Origin of the sequence: Lactobacillus sp. M0396, assembly GCF_016101625.1 — a bacterium.
GTDB lineage: Bacteria > Bacillota > Bacilli > Lactobacillales > Lactobacillaceae > Lactobacillus > Lactobacillus huangpiensis.
Genome location: NZ_JACFQE010000006.1, coordinates 20,893 through 36,159, shown reverse-complemented (window position 1 = coordinate 36,159; position 15,267 = coordinate 20,893). Strand labels below are relative to the sequence as shown.

At 34.9% G+C, this 15,267-nt stretch carries 14 protein-coding genes; 5 read left to right on the top strand and 9 right to left on the bottom strand.

Going from position 1 to position 15,267, the window contains the following annotated elements:
- Window positions 1-8: 8 nt before the first annotated feature.
- From H3T43_RS07740 to H3T43_RS07725, 4 genes are all read left to right on the top strand, one after another.
- A complete protein-coding gene (locus H3T43_RS07740) occupies window positions 9-2,801 on the top strand; it encodes an ABC transporter permease (RefSeq protein ID WP_198213753.1) in 2,793 nt (930 codons plus the stop codon).
- A 193-nt stretch (window positions 2,802-2,994) separates the two neighbouring features.
- Window positions 2,995-3,759, top strand: coding sequence for an ABC transporter ATP-binding protein (locus H3T43_RS07735; RefSeq protein WP_198213751.1), 765 nt, complete (start codon window positions 2,995-2,997; stop codon window positions 3,757-3,759).
- Between the two features lie 2 nt (window positions 3,760-3,761).
- Window positions 3,762-4,493, top strand: coding sequence for a hypothetical protein (locus H3T43_RS07730; RefSeq protein ID WP_034977608.1), 732 nt, complete (start codon window positions 3,762-3,764; stop codon window positions 4,491-4,493).
- Window positions 4,493-5,212, top strand: a complete 720-nt coding sequence (locus H3T43_RS07725; RefSeq protein ID WP_198213749.1) for an antibiotic transporter permease — start codon at window positions 4,493-4,495, stop codon at window positions 5,210-5,212. The genes H3T43_RS07730 and H3T43_RS07725 overlap by 1 nt, the downstream gene beginning before the upstream one ends.
- A gap of 53 nt (window positions 5,213-5,265) precedes the next feature.
- On the opposite strand, the gene H3T43_RS07720 is transcribed toward H3T43_RS07725, so the two are convergent.
- From H3T43_RS07720 to add, 7 genes are all read right to left on the bottom strand, one after another.
- Entirely contained in the window at window positions 5,266-7,173 is a 1,908-nt protein-coding gene (locus tag H3T43_RS07720; RefSeq protein ID WP_198213747.1) for a copper-translocating P-type ATPase, read from the bottom strand.
- 13 nt (window positions 7,174-7,186) lie between these two features.
- Window positions 7,187-7,558 (bottom strand): cupredoxin domain-containing protein, encoded by a 372-nt coding sequence (locus H3T43_RS07715; protein ID WP_198213745.1) that lies wholly within the window; start codon window positions 7,556-7,558, stop codon window positions 7,187-7,189.
- Window positions 7,559-7,694: 136 nt separating this feature from the next.
- Window positions 7,695-7,898 carry a hypothetical protein gene (locus H3T43_RS07710; RefSeq protein WP_198213743.1) on the bottom strand — a complete coding sequence of 68 codons (204 nt, stop codon included), beginning with the start codon at window positions 7,896-7,898 and terminating at the stop codon, window positions 7,695-7,697.
- A 100-nt stretch (window positions 7,899-7,998) separates the two neighbouring features.
- Window positions 7,999-8,781 carry an ABC transporter permease gene (locus tag H3T43_RS07705; protein ID WP_198213741.1) on the bottom strand — a complete coding sequence of 261 codons (783 nt, stop codon included), beginning with the start codon at window positions 8,779-8,781 and terminating at the stop codon, window positions 7,999-8,001.
- Window positions 8,782-8,783: 2 nt separating this feature from the next.
- Window positions 8,784-9,581: an ABC-2 family transporter protein gene (locus tag H3T43_RS07700; protein WP_232350310.1), complete on the bottom strand. Its 798-nt coding sequence runs from the start codon at window positions 9,579-9,581 to the stop codon at window positions 8,784-8,786.
- Complete coding sequence (locus H3T43_RS07695; RefSeq protein WP_198213739.1) at window positions 9,578-10,561, bottom strand: ATP-binding cassette domain-containing protein; 984 nt, start codon at window positions 10,559-10,561, stop codon at window positions 9,578-9,580. Before H3T43_RS07695 ends, H3T43_RS07700 begins: the two co-directional genes overlap by 4 nt.
- A gap of 241 nt (window positions 10,562-10,802) precedes the next feature.
- The gene (gene add / locus H3T43_RS07690; protein WP_198213737.1) at window positions 10,803-11,828 is read right to left on the bottom strand and encodes an adenosine deaminase; all 1,026 of its coding nucleotides are present in this window, start codon (window positions 11,826-11,828) and stop codon (window positions 10,803-10,805) included.
- Window positions 11,829-12,128: 300 nt separating this feature from the next.
- On the opposite strand from add, the gene H3T43_RS07685 reads away from it, so the two are divergent.
- Window positions 12,129-13,274: an IMP dehydrogenase gene (locus H3T43_RS07685; protein WP_198213735.1), complete on the top strand. Its 1,146-nt coding sequence runs from the start codon at window positions 12,129-12,131 to the stop codon at window positions 13,272-13,274.
- Window positions 13,275-13,328: 54 nt separating this feature from the next.
- Here H3T43_RS07685 and H3T43_RS07680 read toward each other — a convergent pair whose 3' ends face one another.
- Both H3T43_RS07680 and H3T43_RS07675 read right to left on the bottom strand, forming a co-directional pair.
- A complete protein-coding gene (locus H3T43_RS07680) occupies window positions 13,329-13,754 on the bottom strand; it encodes a MarR family winged helix-turn-helix transcriptional regulator (RefSeq protein ID WP_198213733.1) in 426 nt (141 codons plus the stop codon).
- Window positions 13,755-13,764: 10 nt separating this feature from the next.
- Window positions 13,765-15,162, bottom strand: a complete 1,398-nt coding sequence (locus H3T43_RS07675; RefSeq protein WP_198213731.1) for a DHA2 family efflux MFS transporter permease subunit — start codon at window positions 15,160-15,162, stop codon at window positions 13,765-13,767.
- Window positions 15,163-15,267: the final 105 nt, after the last annotated feature.

Below are 15,267 nucleotides of genomic sequence, written 5' to 3'. Positions count from 1 at the left end.
GGCTAATCATGAATAAAGTTATTCTGAAAGATTTTTGGCGATCAATTAAACATACTAAGGGACAATTTGTTTCTATCATGGGGTTAATGATGATTGGTGCATTTGCTTTAGTTGGATTAATTGTGACAGGACCTGACATGCGTGATACCGGCAATCACTATGCGCAAAAACTAAAAACAGCTGACCTTACTGTTATCTGTAATTATGGTCTAGACCAAAAAGATAGCCAAAAAATCAAACAAACTAAAGGTTTGCAAACCGTTGAATTTGGCTACATGACAGATACAGTTGTCAAAAATAGCCAAGAAAGTTTTCGTATTTTTTCAAAACCAAAATCAGTAGGAAAATATGAATTGCGTAAAGGTCGTTTGCCGGTAAAAACAAATGAAATTGCTTTGGCAGACCATTATTCACATAAATATAAAATTGGCCAAAATATCAGTTTTACAGAGAAGAAGAATATTTTAGGAAGCACTCTGCTAAAACGAAAAAGCTTCAAAATCACAGGTTTCGTTCGGTCCAGTCAAATTTTATCAAATGTAAACTTAGGGCAAAGCAACAGTGGTACTGGAGAACTTAAAGGTTATGCAGTAGTCAGCCCTGATGCTTTTAATCATACGGTTTATACAGTGGCTAACCTAAGATACAAAGACTTGCGTGGCCTTGACTCTTATGGCAAAGTCTACACTAGTAAAGTTAAGCACCATAAAAAAGTTTTACAAGATAACTTAAAAAACACCGCGCATCAAAGGCAGAAAAGAATAATAACTGCCGCTAACAAAAAAATTGCACCTCAAGAAAAGAAAATTCAACAAGCAGAGCAGAAATTACAGGCTGCAAGCGAGCAAATTAGTTCCGCAGAAAAACAACTAACCCTCCAAAAAAGTAAATTAAATGCGCAAATATCACAGACTGAAGCTGCAGGAGCTAATTTACCTCAAGCAGCAAGATTGCAACTACAACAGGCTCAGCAAGAAATTGCTGCAGGCGAGCAAAAATTAAAACAAGAAAAAAAGATCTTTGCTCGTAAATCTGCGAGAGCCAATAATAAAATTAAAAGTGGCAAAGAAGAAATCAGAAAAGCTAAAAAGCAATTGCGGAAATTGGCTCTGCCAAGCTATAACGTATACAATAGGCGCGAGGTACCAGGCGGTGAAGGCAATTTAGTTTACACAACAGTTGCGCAAGTAGTCGAAGATTTAGCTAAAGTATTTCCTATTTTTCTTTATTTTGTTGCCGCTTTAGTTACCTTTACTACAATGAACCGCTTCATTGATGAAGAAAGAATCAATTCTGGTACAATGAAAGCCCTAGGCTATAATGATCAGGTCATAATTAATAAATTCATCGCTTATGGCTTTATTTCAGGTACAATCGGCACTATTTTGGGCGTTTATTTGGGACACACTTTGATGCCACAAATTGTTTATCATGCTTATTACAAGTCTCTGACCATCCCGCCCATTGAATTACATTTTCATTGGCAAATCAGTCTGATCGCTTTATTATTGTCTTGGATCAGCTCCGTTTTGCCTGCATACTTAACTACTAAAAATGAATTTAGAGAAAAACCGGCCGCATTACTATTGCCTAAGCCTCCTGCAGCAGGCTCTAAAATCTTACTGGAAAGAATTCCTTTTATTTGGAACCATCTCAGCTTTACTCATAAAGTTACTGCCCGTAATATTTTTCGTTATAAAAAGCGCATGCTGATGACTATTTTTGGTGTTTGTGGTGCTGCTACTATGCTCTTTGCCGGTTTTGCTGTAAAAAATTCGATTACTAATATGAATAACAGGCAATTTAATGATCTCATTCACTACAACATGATCGTTGCCCAGAAGTCTGATATTTCAAAGCATCAGCACAAAGCTTTAAATAGCAAATTAAAAGAAGACAGTATTAAGTCAGAAACACCAATTTATTATGAGTCAATGTCTAAAACTGCTGGTAAAACTGGTGATACACAAGATATTACCTTAATTGCTCCTTCTTCTAGCAAAGTACTGAAGAACTATGTTCATTTAAATAATCGTAAAACCAAGCAGACATTGCACTTATCAAACAACGGGGTTATTATTTCAGAAAGATTGTCAACATTGCTCAAAGTGAACAAAGGTGACTATATCTCTCTAACGGATAAAAATAATCAATCCAGGAAAATGAAGGTAGCTGGCATCACTGAAATGTACATGGGACATTTCATTTTCATGAACAAAACGCAATATCAGAAAATTTTTAACAAACGCTTCACGTCAAATGCATACCTTGTTAACTTAAAAAATTCCACTCGCAAAAACACGAGAAAAATTGCTGCAGAATTCATGGCTCTTAATGGTGTGGCAGGAGTGGTACAAAACACTGCAGTTAGCCAAGAGCTGGACGTGGTGGTAAAATCTCTTAACTTGATCATGGTTGTTTTGATTGTAGTTGCCGGACTTTTAGCAATTGTAATTCAATATAATTTGACCAACATCAATATTGCCGAAAGAATTCGCGAACTCTCAACCATCAAAGTTTTAGGTTTCTACGATAATGAAGTAACGATGTATATTTATCGCGAAACTATTCTTTTAACAGGTATTGGCATTTTAGTCGGTTACCTCACAGGAGACTTGCTTTACCGCTATATTCTTTACGTAGTGCCACCTGACAATGTCATGTTTAATCCGGCATTATCTGTCTCAAGTTTTCTGTGGCCGTTAGGAGTTATCGGTATCATTACAATAGTTCTAGGATTTATTGTTAACAAAAAATTAAAAGACCTTGATATGCTTGAAGCTTTAAAATCAGTTGATTAAATAAATGGAACTGCTCTAACAAGAACAGTTCTATTTATTTCTGCAAAAATTAAAAACTAAATAAAAATATGTTATACTTTACTCATTAGATTTAATGCTCACAACAAGATCTTCAAATTAACGTGTATAAAGAACTTGATCATCCTTCCTTTTTAATTGATGAAGTTCCAACAAATTAATTTTGGAGATAAAATTGAATAATATTTTACAAGTTAAACATTTAATAGAAACATATAAAGATAAAAACCAAAAGTTTCAAGCTTTAGACGATGTTTCTTTTACAATTGATCAAGGAAAAATATTAGCTCTCTTAGGACCTAATGGTGCGGGGAAAACTACCACTGTCTCAATTATAGGTGGCTATTTGCTCCCTACTTCTGGTCAGGTAATTTTAAACGGACAGGATATTACTACTGCTCGTAAAAGACCCAACATAGGCGTTTCTTTTGGTGGAGATCTAGGGTTTTACCGTAACGCCACAGCAAAGCAAAATTTACAATTTTTTGCGGATCTGGCCAAAGTACCCTTTCGTAAGCAAAAAAAAGAAATACAGCGAGTTCTGTCTATCGTTGAGCTGGATAATGTCGCAAATAAAAAGGTAGGGAAATTTTCTAAAGGAATGACGCAGAGACTGCATATCGCTCGTTCCTTGTTAAATAATCCAAGTTTATTACTTTTAGATGAACCTACTAGTGGTTTAGATGTTGAAATAGCGCAAAGCGTTCAGAAGACTATTAAAAAATTAGCAGATTCCGGCATTAGTATTTTATTAACAAGTCACACCATGTCAGAAGTTGAAAAGCTAGCTAAAAATGTAGTTATTCTAGGTGCAGGAAAAGTTTTTTTCACTGGCACCGTTTCTGCTGTTTTGGGTTTGGCTGAAAAAGAAATCAACCAAAAATCTAAAAATTTGGAAGAAGCTTATTTAGCAATAGCTCCTAAACTAAGGAGGAATTAGATATGCGTTTTATTCGTCTTTTCCTCTTTCATGTAAAAGATTATCTTTCCGATCAGTACTTTGTCTGGTTAACAATCACTAGTACTGTTTCCATTTTTTTGATGCAATATATTATGGCCTATGCTTCTCACGATTTGAATAATCCACAATTGTGGCTGCAAAGTGGTATTTTTGGCATGTGGACTTCGTGTACAACCGTTGCCGGTTGTATCGGTTTTGAACGTTACAAAGGAACGCTGCCATATTTGCTAAACAGTCAATATGACGAGCGAGCTTCTTTAATTACTTTACTTTTACCTGCTTCGAGCTATGGTTTATTTTCATTTCCTATTGCTTATATTCTTGCAAAAATTTTAGGAGTAGCTACTGGTAAAATTTCTCTGTACCAGATTTTGCTAATTTTTCTACTGTGGATCGGATGCTCAGTAATGGGAATTTTAATTTCTTCATTTCTTACTCTTTCACCTAATGCAATGGTTTATGAGGGATTAATTGGCACTCCTATTTTGTTATTAGCAGGATTATTTGGCAATGAAACCATTTTGAATCCCTTAACCAAGTTTTCTCAGTGGTTTATTCCTATAACTGGACCAATTGCTTCTTTGTCCCATAATAAAAGTCTCAACTGGACTGCTTATTTTTGCAGTTTACTTCTTTGGCTTTTGTTAATTGTGATTATTGTGAGAAAAATTAACGACCTTGTCAGAAAGAAAGGAGCTCTGAAAATTATCTAATGTTTGCTACACAATTCTCTGGCCTTTCTTTTCTCAATAATTGGCGTACCAAACTAACTTATTTCTTTATCACGCCAATGATAAATCTGGCCCTGTTAGTATTAATCAATATGCAGTATTCTAATCAATTTAACTGGGATGTTGCGATCAGTTCAATTGCAATAGATGCTGCGGTACTTGCTCTTGAAACATTTTGCTCTGCTGTGATTAATGATGCAGACTTAAAAATTGACTTTGAATTAATTGCCAAAAGACCTTTCAGTATCATGTATTGGCTTTCTAAATGCATTGTTGCTATTATTATAGGTTGCACTTTAGCATTAATTAACCTATTTCTATTGTACTTAGCCGGTGCTCCCATAGTCATTATTGAAAGAGCTTTGCTCATGCTACCGCTTTTATGTATTTATGGCTGTGTTTTAGGTTTTGTATCTTGGGCCATCTCATGGCAAATGAATGATCCCTACTTTTTGGAGAATATTTTTAGCAGTTTAGCCCAATTAGTATCAGGAGTCCTAGTTGTAATTTCAGCTTATCCTGAATGGTTAAAAGAAATTGCTTTATTATTTCCTTTTGCAGAACCTGTTACTTACATCAAAACTGGTAGCGCCAATTTGATGTACAGTGCATTAATTACATTTATTTGGCTCATTATTGGAATTTTAGCTTATATTAGCCAAATCAAACCAGTTCTGGCTAAAGGTAAACACCATTATTAAAGCTTACACAGTAAAATAGCAATCGCAAGATTTGCGACTGCTATTTTTTATATCTATATTTTTGTTTTTCCTAATAAAACTGAACTGATTACAACCGATAACGAACTAAAGGCCATTGCTAATCCTGCTATTTCTGGACTAAGTGTGAGACCCACACCCGCAAAAACGCCAGCGGCAACCGGAATACCCAGTACATTATAAATGAAAGCCCAGAACAGATTTAGCTTTATCCTATTAAAAGTCTTGCGACTAAGTTTCAAAGCGCGAACAACATCTTCCAGGTCATTTTTGATAAGCACTATGCCACCTGCATCGATGGCAACATCCGTACCGGAACCCATGGCAATTCCAACATCTGCCTGGGTTAGAGCTGGTGCATCGTTGATCCCATCACCAACAAATGCGACATGGTGCTTCTCTTGCAATTTTTTAATAACTGCTGCTTTATCAACCGGCAAAACCTCAGCAATTACCTGATCGATATCCACCTGTTCTGCAATAGCCTGGGCTACTTGTTGATTATCTCCAGTTAACATGACAGTTTTCAAGCCTAAACGATGTAAGTCGTTTATCGCATTTTTGGCATTCACTTTAGGAGCATCCTGAATTGCAATTAGACCCAGCACTTGATTATCTTGAACAACAGACACTACTGTTTTTGCCTCATTTTGCAATGCCACTATTTGCTCTTCTAATTCTGGAGCAATTTTAATTTCTTCTTGTTTTTTGGGACTGCCGACCGCAACATTTGTACCAGAAATTTTACCAGTGACACCCCATCCCTCAATTACAGTAAAATTTTCTACCGTTTTTAACTGCAACTTTTCCTTCTTAGCCGCAGCTAATATAGCTGGAGCGAGAGGATGTTCAGATAATTTCTCTAAACTGGCAGCATATTGTAGGACATTTTCTTTATCTCCAACAATATCTGTTACTTGTGGTTGACCTTTGGTAATCGTTCCCGTTTTATCAAAAACTATAGTATCAATGCTGTTTGCAGCCTCTAAAATTTCTCCATTTTTAATTAGGATTCCCATTTTGGCACCACGACCAGTTCCAACCATTAATGCAGTTGGTGTTGCCAGCCCTAAAGCACAAGGACAGGCAATAACCATAACCGCAACGGCAAAAACTAATGCAGTTGCTATGCTTTTACCTAAAAAAATATACCAAACTAAAAATGTTACAATTGCAATAATCAATACTGTGGGAACAAAAATATTTGCAACCTTATCAGTTAATTTTTGAATCGGTGCATGACTGTTCTGTGCCTTTTTAACAATCTCAATAATTTGCGCCAGCATCGTTTCATTACCAACTTTTTGGGCTTGCATTACAAATGATCCCGTTTGATTGATTGTAGCTCCTATTACCTGATCGCCTGTCACTTTTTTAACTGGCATACTTTCGCCAGTTACCATAGATTCATCAATGCTTGAATTGCCAGAAACAATTTTGCCATCAACTGGTACTTTTTGTCCAGGCATTACTTGTATGTAGTCGCCCTTCACAACTTCAGTGATAGGAATACTGACAAATTGATCATCGCGCTTTACTAAGGCATTTTTTGCACCTAAATTAAGCAATTTCCCCATAGCGTCAGAAGCAGTTGCCCGCATTTTTTCTTCTAAAACCTGCCCTAATAAGACGAAAGTAATAACAAAAGCAGCACTTTCAAAGAAAACAGGTCTTTTAGTAAACATCGCATAAATACTGTAGATATAAGTTATCGATGTTCCTAAAGCAACGAGGGTATCCATATTTGAATGGTGCTTTTTAAAGGCAGACCAGGCACTAGTAATAAATGGACCTGCTGAAATCAACATAATTATTGTTGTAAAAATAAGCATGGTCCATTCGCCACCTGGCAACATCCATCCAGTAAAAGGATGAATAATCATTTCCAGAAGCATTGGCAGTGATAATATTAGCGACGTCCAAAAACGTGTTGTAATTTTCATTGTTTTTCCTTAGCTATTTGACAATTACCTTACCATGAAACATGTTCATACTGCATTCCCATTGATATTCACCTGGTTTTGAAGTATCTATTTTAACCGTTTCTACTTTGCCTTCAGGTAATTTCTGATTTATTCCAAAATCTGAAAATACAACATGTTCCAAACAATTGGAGGAGTCTGTTCTCTTAAAGTTTAAAGTAGCGGGTACTCCCCTTTTAAGAACAACTCTTTCTGGTGAATAACCACCTTTAACTTCAATATCAACACTCTGTTTGTTTGACTTCATAGTGGCCTTCTCCTCTTCTACTTGATGGCTACCAAAGAACCACCATGCAATAAAAGCTATTAGTGCAAGACCCAAAGCTAAGATAATAATTTTATTCATGATAATTCCTCCCCGATTAATCTTATTGTTAATGTCTACATTTGTAAACTAAGTTTAGTATAAATTTTGTATCTACAAATGTAAACATAAATGCTCAAAAAAAACTTACTGATTTTTTTCAGTAAGTTTTACCTTATTAATCTGCATCTAATCGCTTTAACCATTGAGTCAGATCATTTTTGTCCACCATTATTTGCTTAAGTTCGGCCTTATTATCAGTGGCCAAAAACAGCATTAACTGTAGATACTTTGCCACAGAAAGTCCATAATTTTCCAGATTAGCCTTAGCTGCTTTTACTACTGTATCATTTAAACTAATTGTAAGAAGTTCGTCTTTCAAAGTCTATCCCATTTCCTATATTCTAAATAAAAACTAACAGGATTATTTTAGAAAAACCTCTAATGCTATGCAAGTATTTAATTCAAAATCATAATTCTTTTTATCTACCTGCTCCATTATATTTCCTTAAGCCGAAATTCCATACCCAATGGTCTAAAAATAAGAATACTAAGGCTATCAAAAGTTGCAATAAAATTATTTGCCATTGACGTGGCCTTATTAAAATAATTGTTGCAGGACAAGCAATCAGTCCAAAAGGCAGGATGAAATTAAAAATAATATTACCCAGTCCCCGATAAATACTTGCAGGGTAGCGACTCATTTGTATCATACTTAAAAATAAATCATTTCTGCCAAAATTTGTTGGAAACCAAAATGCCGAAATTGTCCATAAATACCAAAGAGAATAGTATAAAATGCAGCCAAAGACGCAAGAAAGCAAAAAGAACAACACCTGGCCTATATTAACACTTATACCCTGACATGCATAAATAATTACAAATAGTCCCAGCACCGAATTAATTAATTGTGTAAATTCAATTGCACTAAAAAAGTAATATACCTTAGCGTTAATTGGTTTTAATAAAATTGAATCTAAGGTTCCTTCTCTAATGTCTTTTTCCATTTTAGGCATTGATTTGACCAAGAAAGCCATTAAGAAGGCGTCAAGCATAGTATAAACGCCAACCAACAACAGACATTCTTTGTAGGTCCAACCACCGATAGTATCAACATTTAGATAAATTACCTTAAAAAAAGCTATAGAAATGCCTAACCACAATATGGAAGAGATTATCCCAAACAATGTGTCTAACCTGAAACTAATAGTTTGCAATAAGGCAATTTTAATTAACGATTTGACTACTTTAAGTTTACTTTTCATAATCAACCCATTACATCAGAGTATTTCTGAAGCCCTTCTTTATTAACTATTTTTACTATTAAATAAAAAACTATCATCCATACAATTTCAATGATTGTGTTTTTAAGCCATATATTTAATGGTAATGCTTTAACAAGCGTATCAATTGGAAAAGAGCTGAAATACTGAAATGGCAGTAGTTTAATTATTTTTACCAAAAAAGGCGGCAAAATTTCTAAAGGAAAGTAAAAACCTGCCAGCAGATTGACTACAACTTCTTTTACCAGTAAAACAAAGAAAAGATTGTCAAACCAGTAAGCTACACTACCAATAATATAAGAAAAAAGAAACCATAATATGGCTGCCATAATTAAACTAAATGCAAATTCAAGTAGAACGAGTAAAGAAATATGAATTAAATTACGCGCAACTATATAGATAAATCCAATAATTAAAATCGGAGCAAGCAAAATTAAATTTGCCAGTCTATCGCCCAGCATTTTAGCAAAATAATATTTTTCAATTGTAATTGGTCTATGTATGATATTAGACAATTCTCCTGAATGGATATCATCATTCAATTCCCAGTCAACTGCATACCATACAAAAGAATTAATAAAATTAACCCCAATATAATAAATTACCATTTGATTTTTGCTAAAACCACCAATAGTTTGACCATGATTCAATATTAATGACCACAAATAAAACATCACTAAACTTGGTACCAGTGCTTGCAGAAGCAAAATTATGACGCTGCTCTTATTGGCTAATATAGACTTCAATGAGATCTTGCTTACTGAAAAATAGGTTTTTATCATTTTTCTTTCTCCTCAGCAAATAGCTCTAAGATAATATCTTCAAGCTTCAGGTCATTTATTTGATAGTCGGAGCCTTGATTATCCCGTGCCAACTGAGCGATCTGGTCATCTACCTTTTCTACAGGAACTTTAATTGTCACGGTCAAATCATCCTGATCAATAATCTTGGCGCCCAATTTACTTTCGTTGAAGTTCTCCGATTTAATAAAAGTAATATATTTATTCTGATTAAACCTCTCTAATAAATCTGTTTTTGGTCCATCCCACATTATCTGACCGCTATTTACAATGATCAGGTGATCACAGATAGTGGCAATATCTTCCATATCATGAGAGGTAAGAAAGACAGTCAATTTTTCTTCCTGATTCAGCCTTAACAAAAACTTGCGTATATCCCTTTTTGCCAAAACGTCTAAGCCAATAGTCGGTTCATCTAAAAAGAGTATTTTTGGTCTAGTTGCTACGCCGGCCAGAAATTCTACTTTCATTCGTTCTCCCAGTGATAATTTGCGGGTTTGTACATCTAATTTTGAAGTTACATTTAATATCTGAGCCAGATCATTGACCGTTTTTTGAAAAATTTCTTCCGGAATATCGTACATTGACTGCAATAATTTCAAATAATCTCTAGGGGTTAAATCAGGAAAAAGTTGCGATCTATTTCCCATAACGACTGAGATTGACTTTTTGAAATCATTTATCCTTTTTGTAGGATCATAGCCATTTACCCTGCAAGTTCCAGCTGATGGAAACAAGGTTCCAGTCAGCATCTTAATGGTCGTGGTCTTACCTGCCCCATTTTTGCCAATAAAGCCAACTTTTTCACCGTTCTTGATAGTAAAATTGAGCGATTTTACTGCTTGCACTGCCGTCTTTTCAGGCTTAAAAATATTTTTAACAACTGCACGCCAGTTTTCACCCCTGCTGCTAATAAAATAATCCTTAGAAAGATTATGAACTTCAATCGCATTTTCGTTCATTTTTGACCTCATTTAGTTATCTAGCCAGCACAAAAAAGCAATTTTTAAAAGGACGATCCTTTTTACAAAATTGCTTTAAGTTTTGAACACCTATCATCATACATTTAGAAACTGTCATTGGTTTAACCTTATTACTCATAGTTTTTAAATCAGCAACAATTAGATAAATTCTACCACATTTTTAACAGTTTTTAAATATAATTTAATTTTTGGCACAAAATATATTTTCTATTTAGAAATATCACCTTTTGCTTGAGATATATTCATCTATTTGGGCAAGATAGCTTTCTTTTTCCTGCTGACTGATCCAAGAGGTTTTAAATGAATTTTGTCCTATTCGAATCAGTTCTTTTTCACTCCAATCGCACTTTTGGGCAAATTTATAGTAAACATCATTAATATAATTACTACCCTTATAAGCCGGATCATCGGAATTAAAACTAATTAGTGCACCGCTATTAAAAAGCTTATTAATGGCCTCTTGTTCCATAACTTTGCGGGTGTAAAAATAAGCCATGGGACATGCTGTAATACCAATTTTTTGGTCTACTAAAAATGCCATTAAATCCTCATTTTCAACTATATTTAAGCCATGATCCAAACGATCTACCGTGATAATTTCTAAAGCTTGTTTAATATGATCGACTGAATCAACTTGGTGTAGATCACAATGCATTGTTAAATAGTAACCTTGAGCTTGGGCCTTAGCAAAAACCAGCATAAACTTCAACGGTGGGTTATGATGTTCATCTGAATCAAGACCAACACCTAATATCCAGCCTTTTTTATGATATGGCTCAGCTTCTTTTAAAGTTTGCATTGCTGATTCTTGTGAATACTCTCTTAAAAAGCACATTATTAACTGTACATCAATGTCTAATGATGCTGCATCAACAATCGCTTCATGAATGCCCTCAATTACTGTAGCAAAAGGGATGCCCCGACTAGTATGAGCTTGAGGATCAAAAAACAATTCAAGGTGCTTAACATTGCTGTCAGCTTCTTTGCGCAAAAAAGCTGCAGTTAAATCATAGAAATCTTGTTTCGTCCGCAAGACCTGCATCCCTTTATAGTATGCCTTTAGAAATTCCGGCAATCCTACTCCATAATTTCTGTCAATATCCGCTGGAGTCTTAGCACCAATATCAATCTGGTTTCTCTTAGCGATGGCAAATTCCATTTCTGCTTCTAGTGTTCCCTCTATATGAACATGCAGTTCAGCCTTAGGCAATCCGTCAACAAACTTACGAGATAATTTTTGGATCATCTTTTTCTCCTTAACAAAATCACTATAAATACGAACATTTTAAGCGAATTCTAATTACCTTCTTTATCATCAAAGCTTTTATATAGCTACAAATCAATATTAAAAATCATAACATTTTTATTTATTACTTACAATGACTATTTATATTATGCTTTTGTTCGATTTTTGCATTGAAATACTTCGGTAGTAATATTATAATTTTAACAATACGATCTATAATTTTATCTTGACCAAGGTTAAAATCACTAGTAAAGTGTAATCAATTTAACTTTAATATTTTTGAAAAGGAGAGTGCATTAAATGTCAAATTGGACAACAAAATTTGTTAAAGAGGGCTTAACGTTTGACGATGTGTTATTGATTCCAGCGGAAAGCCATGTATTGCCAAATGAAGTAGATCTTCATACTCAATTAGCACCTAACCTGAAACTTAATATTCCTATTATTAGTGCTGGAATGGACACCGTAACTGAAGGCGCAATGGCAATAGCAATTGCTTTGCAAGGTGGTTTAGGCGTTATCCATAAAAACATGTCCATCACTGCCCAAGCTGGCGAAGTTGCAAACGTCAAAAATGTTGTTGTTCCATCTAACATTACCAAAGCAGCTGTCGATGACAACAATCACCTGCTCGTTGCTGCTGCTATTGGAGTCACAAGTGATACATTTGAACGTGCTGAAGCACTTATCGAAAAGGGTGCTGATGCAATTGTCATTGATACTGCTCACGGTCATTCAGCTGGGGTTTTGCGTAAAATCAAAGAAATTAGGGATCATTTTCCTCATGTTACGTTAATAGCGGGCAACATTGCTACTGGAGATGCTGCTAGAGCTCTTTTTGATTCAGGAGTTGATATTGTTAAAGTGGGAATTGGTCCTGGCTCCATTTGTACTACCCGCGTCGTTGCTGGTGTCGGAGTTCCGCAAATTACTGCAATTTATGATGCTGCTACTGCTGCCAGAGAATATCACAAACCAATAATTGCAGATGGTGGAATGAAGTACTCAGGAGATATAGTTAAGGCACTGGCTGCGGGCGGAAATGCAGTCATGCTTGGAAGTATGTTGTCAGGTACAACTGAAGCACCTGGTGAAGTGTTTGAAAGCGATGGTCAAAAATATAAAACCTATCGTGGTATGGGATCTGTCGGAGCAATGGCTCAAGCCCATGGATCCTCTGACAGATATTTCCAAGGTGGTGTCAATGAAGCTAATAAATTGGTACCTGAAGGTGTAGAAGCACGAGTGGAATATAAAGGTGATGTTTCTGATATTATTTTCCAAATTATTGGTGGTCTGCGTTCAGGCATGGGTTATGTGGGCGCTGCCACTATTGATGAATTACGTGAAAATGCTCAATTTGTGAAGATTACCAATGCTGGTTTAAGAGAATCTCATCCACATGATGTCCAAATTACAAAAAAAGCACCTAATTACGAAAGATAAAAATTTAAATTAAAAAAATAGTTATTGCATTAAAGCAATAACTATTTTTTTGATCTATTTTTCAGATATGGCTTCGTTCAGCTTCTGTAGATTTTTTACCAATTCTTTTTTTGTATCAGTTCCTAAAATTTCGGCATAACTATTCTCAGAATTGACAAAATAATTAGTTATTTTTGGTCTTAGCTTGACAGCTTTCTCAGTTAGGATTATTGCCTTTAATCGTGTATCATGTTGATCAACTTTTTTGGTAATTAAGTCTTTTTCTTCCATTAAGCGTAATACATTAGTAGCAGTAGACTTCCTAATGTTAAATTCATGCTCAATATCCTTCTGATAAATTGACTTGTTTTGGGCAAATGAAGCCAAATATTCAATGATCAACATCTGTGTTCCAGTTAAGCCAATTTTTCTGGCGTAATAATCAGCATTACGATTAAATGTATTTTGTACACGCTGTAAGGCTAATCCTAATCTGTTCATTAATCTTACTCTATTCCTTTGTTTTTACCGATTTTGTAGCTTGATAAAGTAAGTATACACCAACAAGAACAATAATAAGAATAAAAATAAAACCTACCTGAGCAGCCTCAATGTATTTTCCAGTAGTAGAGCTTTGACTACTCATCTGTTCTACAAATTGCATAATAGCTGAAATAATTGCCGTGCCGACAGCTCCAGCAAATTGCTGTGCCATATTGAACAGCCCATTGCCATCTGTATTCTCTTTTTCATCTAGTTTACCAATGGAAGCAGTCATCGTGTCGCCCATTACCAGACCTATACCCATCATTGTAATAGCATAGAACAGAATAATTTTGCCAGATGATAGTGAGGAAGCAAATAAACAATAAAGAGTGCCGCCTATTATTTCAAAAAAAGCACCAGTCATAATTGGCTTTCTAGGACCGTAATTGTCGAGCAATCTGCCACTAATTGGTGAGAGCACCGCTCCAACAAGTCCACCGGTTAAAAGCAGAAGACCTGCAGTCATTGCTGTAGAATGATTAACAATTTGAACATAATTAGGCAAGATAAACGACAATCCCAAAGTATTAACTTGAAAAATAAAATAAGCTGTTATGCCTTGAGTAAATTTAGTGTTTTTAAAAACTCTAATATTAATTAACGGAGTAGCGGTATTTAATGAATACTTGATAAAAATAATTAAACAAATAACACCAACTGCCAGAGGCAAAATGAACATCAATGGTTTTTGTAATATGGTAGACAAATTGCTAAAAGCAAAAATAAAACCTATGAATGTTAAAGCAATACTCAGAAATCCTGCTGTATCGAGGTGAGTATGTGAATTTTTTTTGGATTCATCATTAATTGAAACTATACCCATTAGCAGAGAAATAATCATCACAGGAATGATAAAAATAAATATGTAGCGCCAACCTAAAGTGTTGACGACTAATCCACCAAAAGTTGGACCTAAAGCTGGAGCGACCGCTGTAATCATTGTTCCTATTCCCATAAGCAATCCAATTTTATCTAATGGTGTCCGTTCCAAAATAATATTAAACATTAATGGAATAGCTATTCCTGCACCTGCTCCTTGGATGACACGACCAAGTACCAGAAAAATAAATTGATTTGCTACTGCATCAATTACTAAACCACAAATAAATAAGGTAGCGGCTGTCACAAAAAGTTTTCTTGAACTAAAATTTCTTTTTAAATATGCAGATAATGGCATAATAATAGAAGCAACTAACAAATAACCAGTTGTCATCCACTGTACGGTAGCCATATTAACATGAAAATCATTCATTAAAACAGGAAAAGTAACGTTTCCCGCTGTTTCAATTAGCACACCTGAAAAGGACATTAATCCGGCTGCGAAAATTGAACAAATTAATTTTGCATCTAATTTTCTTTGCATTCAAATTCCTCCTAAAATTTAGTTAGCAAGCTAACTAATTAACCATAGTAACTCACATTTTTTTGAAATGCAATAAATTTAAAAGAAAGAAAAACCCACCTTGAA

Bases quoted from the DNA above. Each gene is read 5' to 3' on its own strand.
- H3T43_RS07740 (WP_198213753.1), top strand. From the start codon at position 9: ATGAATAAAGTTATTCTGAAAGATTTTTGGCGATCAATTAAACATACT.
- H3T43_RS07730 (WP_034977608.1), top strand. From the start codon at position 3,762: ATGCGTTTTATTCGTCTTTTCCTCTTTCATGTAAAAGATTATCTTTCC.
- H3T43_RS07725 (WP_198213749.1), top strand. From the start codon at position 4,493: ATGTTTGCTACACAATTCTCTGGCCTTTCTTTTCTCAATAATTGGCGT.
- H3T43_RS07720 (WP_198213747.1), bottom strand. From the start codon at position 7,173: ATGAAAATTACAACACGTTTTTGGACGTCGCTAATATTATCACTGCCA.
- H3T43_RS07715 (WP_198213745.1), bottom strand. From the start codon at position 7,558: ATGAATAAAATTATTATCTTAGCTTTGGGTCTTGCACTAATAGCTTTT.
- H3T43_RS07705 (WP_198213741.1), bottom strand. From the start codon at position 8,781: ATGAAAAGTAAACTTAAAGTAGTCAAATCGTTAATTAAAATTGCCTTA.
- H3T43_RS07700 (WP_232350310.1), bottom strand. From the start codon at position 9,581: ATGATAAAAACCTATTTTTCAGTAAGCAAGATCTCATTGAAGTCTATA.
- H3T43_RS07695 (WP_198213739.1), bottom strand. From the start codon at position 10,561: ATGAACGAAAATGCGATTGAAGTTCATAATCTTTCTAAGGATTATTTT.
- add (WP_198213737.1), bottom strand. From the start codon at position 11,828: ATGATCCAAAAATTATCTCGTAAGTTTGTTGACGGATTGCCTAAGGCT.
- H3T43_RS07685 (WP_198213735.1), top strand. From the start codon at position 12,129: ATGTCAAATTGGACAACAAAATTTGTTAAAGAGGGCTTAACGTTTGAC.
- H3T43_RS07680 (WP_198213733.1), bottom strand. From the start codon at position 13,754: ATGAACAGATTAGGATTAGCCTTACAGCGTGTACAAAATACATTTAAT.
- H3T43_RS07675 (WP_198213731.1), bottom strand. From the start codon at position 15,162: ATGCAAAGAAAATTAGATGCAAAATTAATTTGTTCAATTTTCGCAGCC.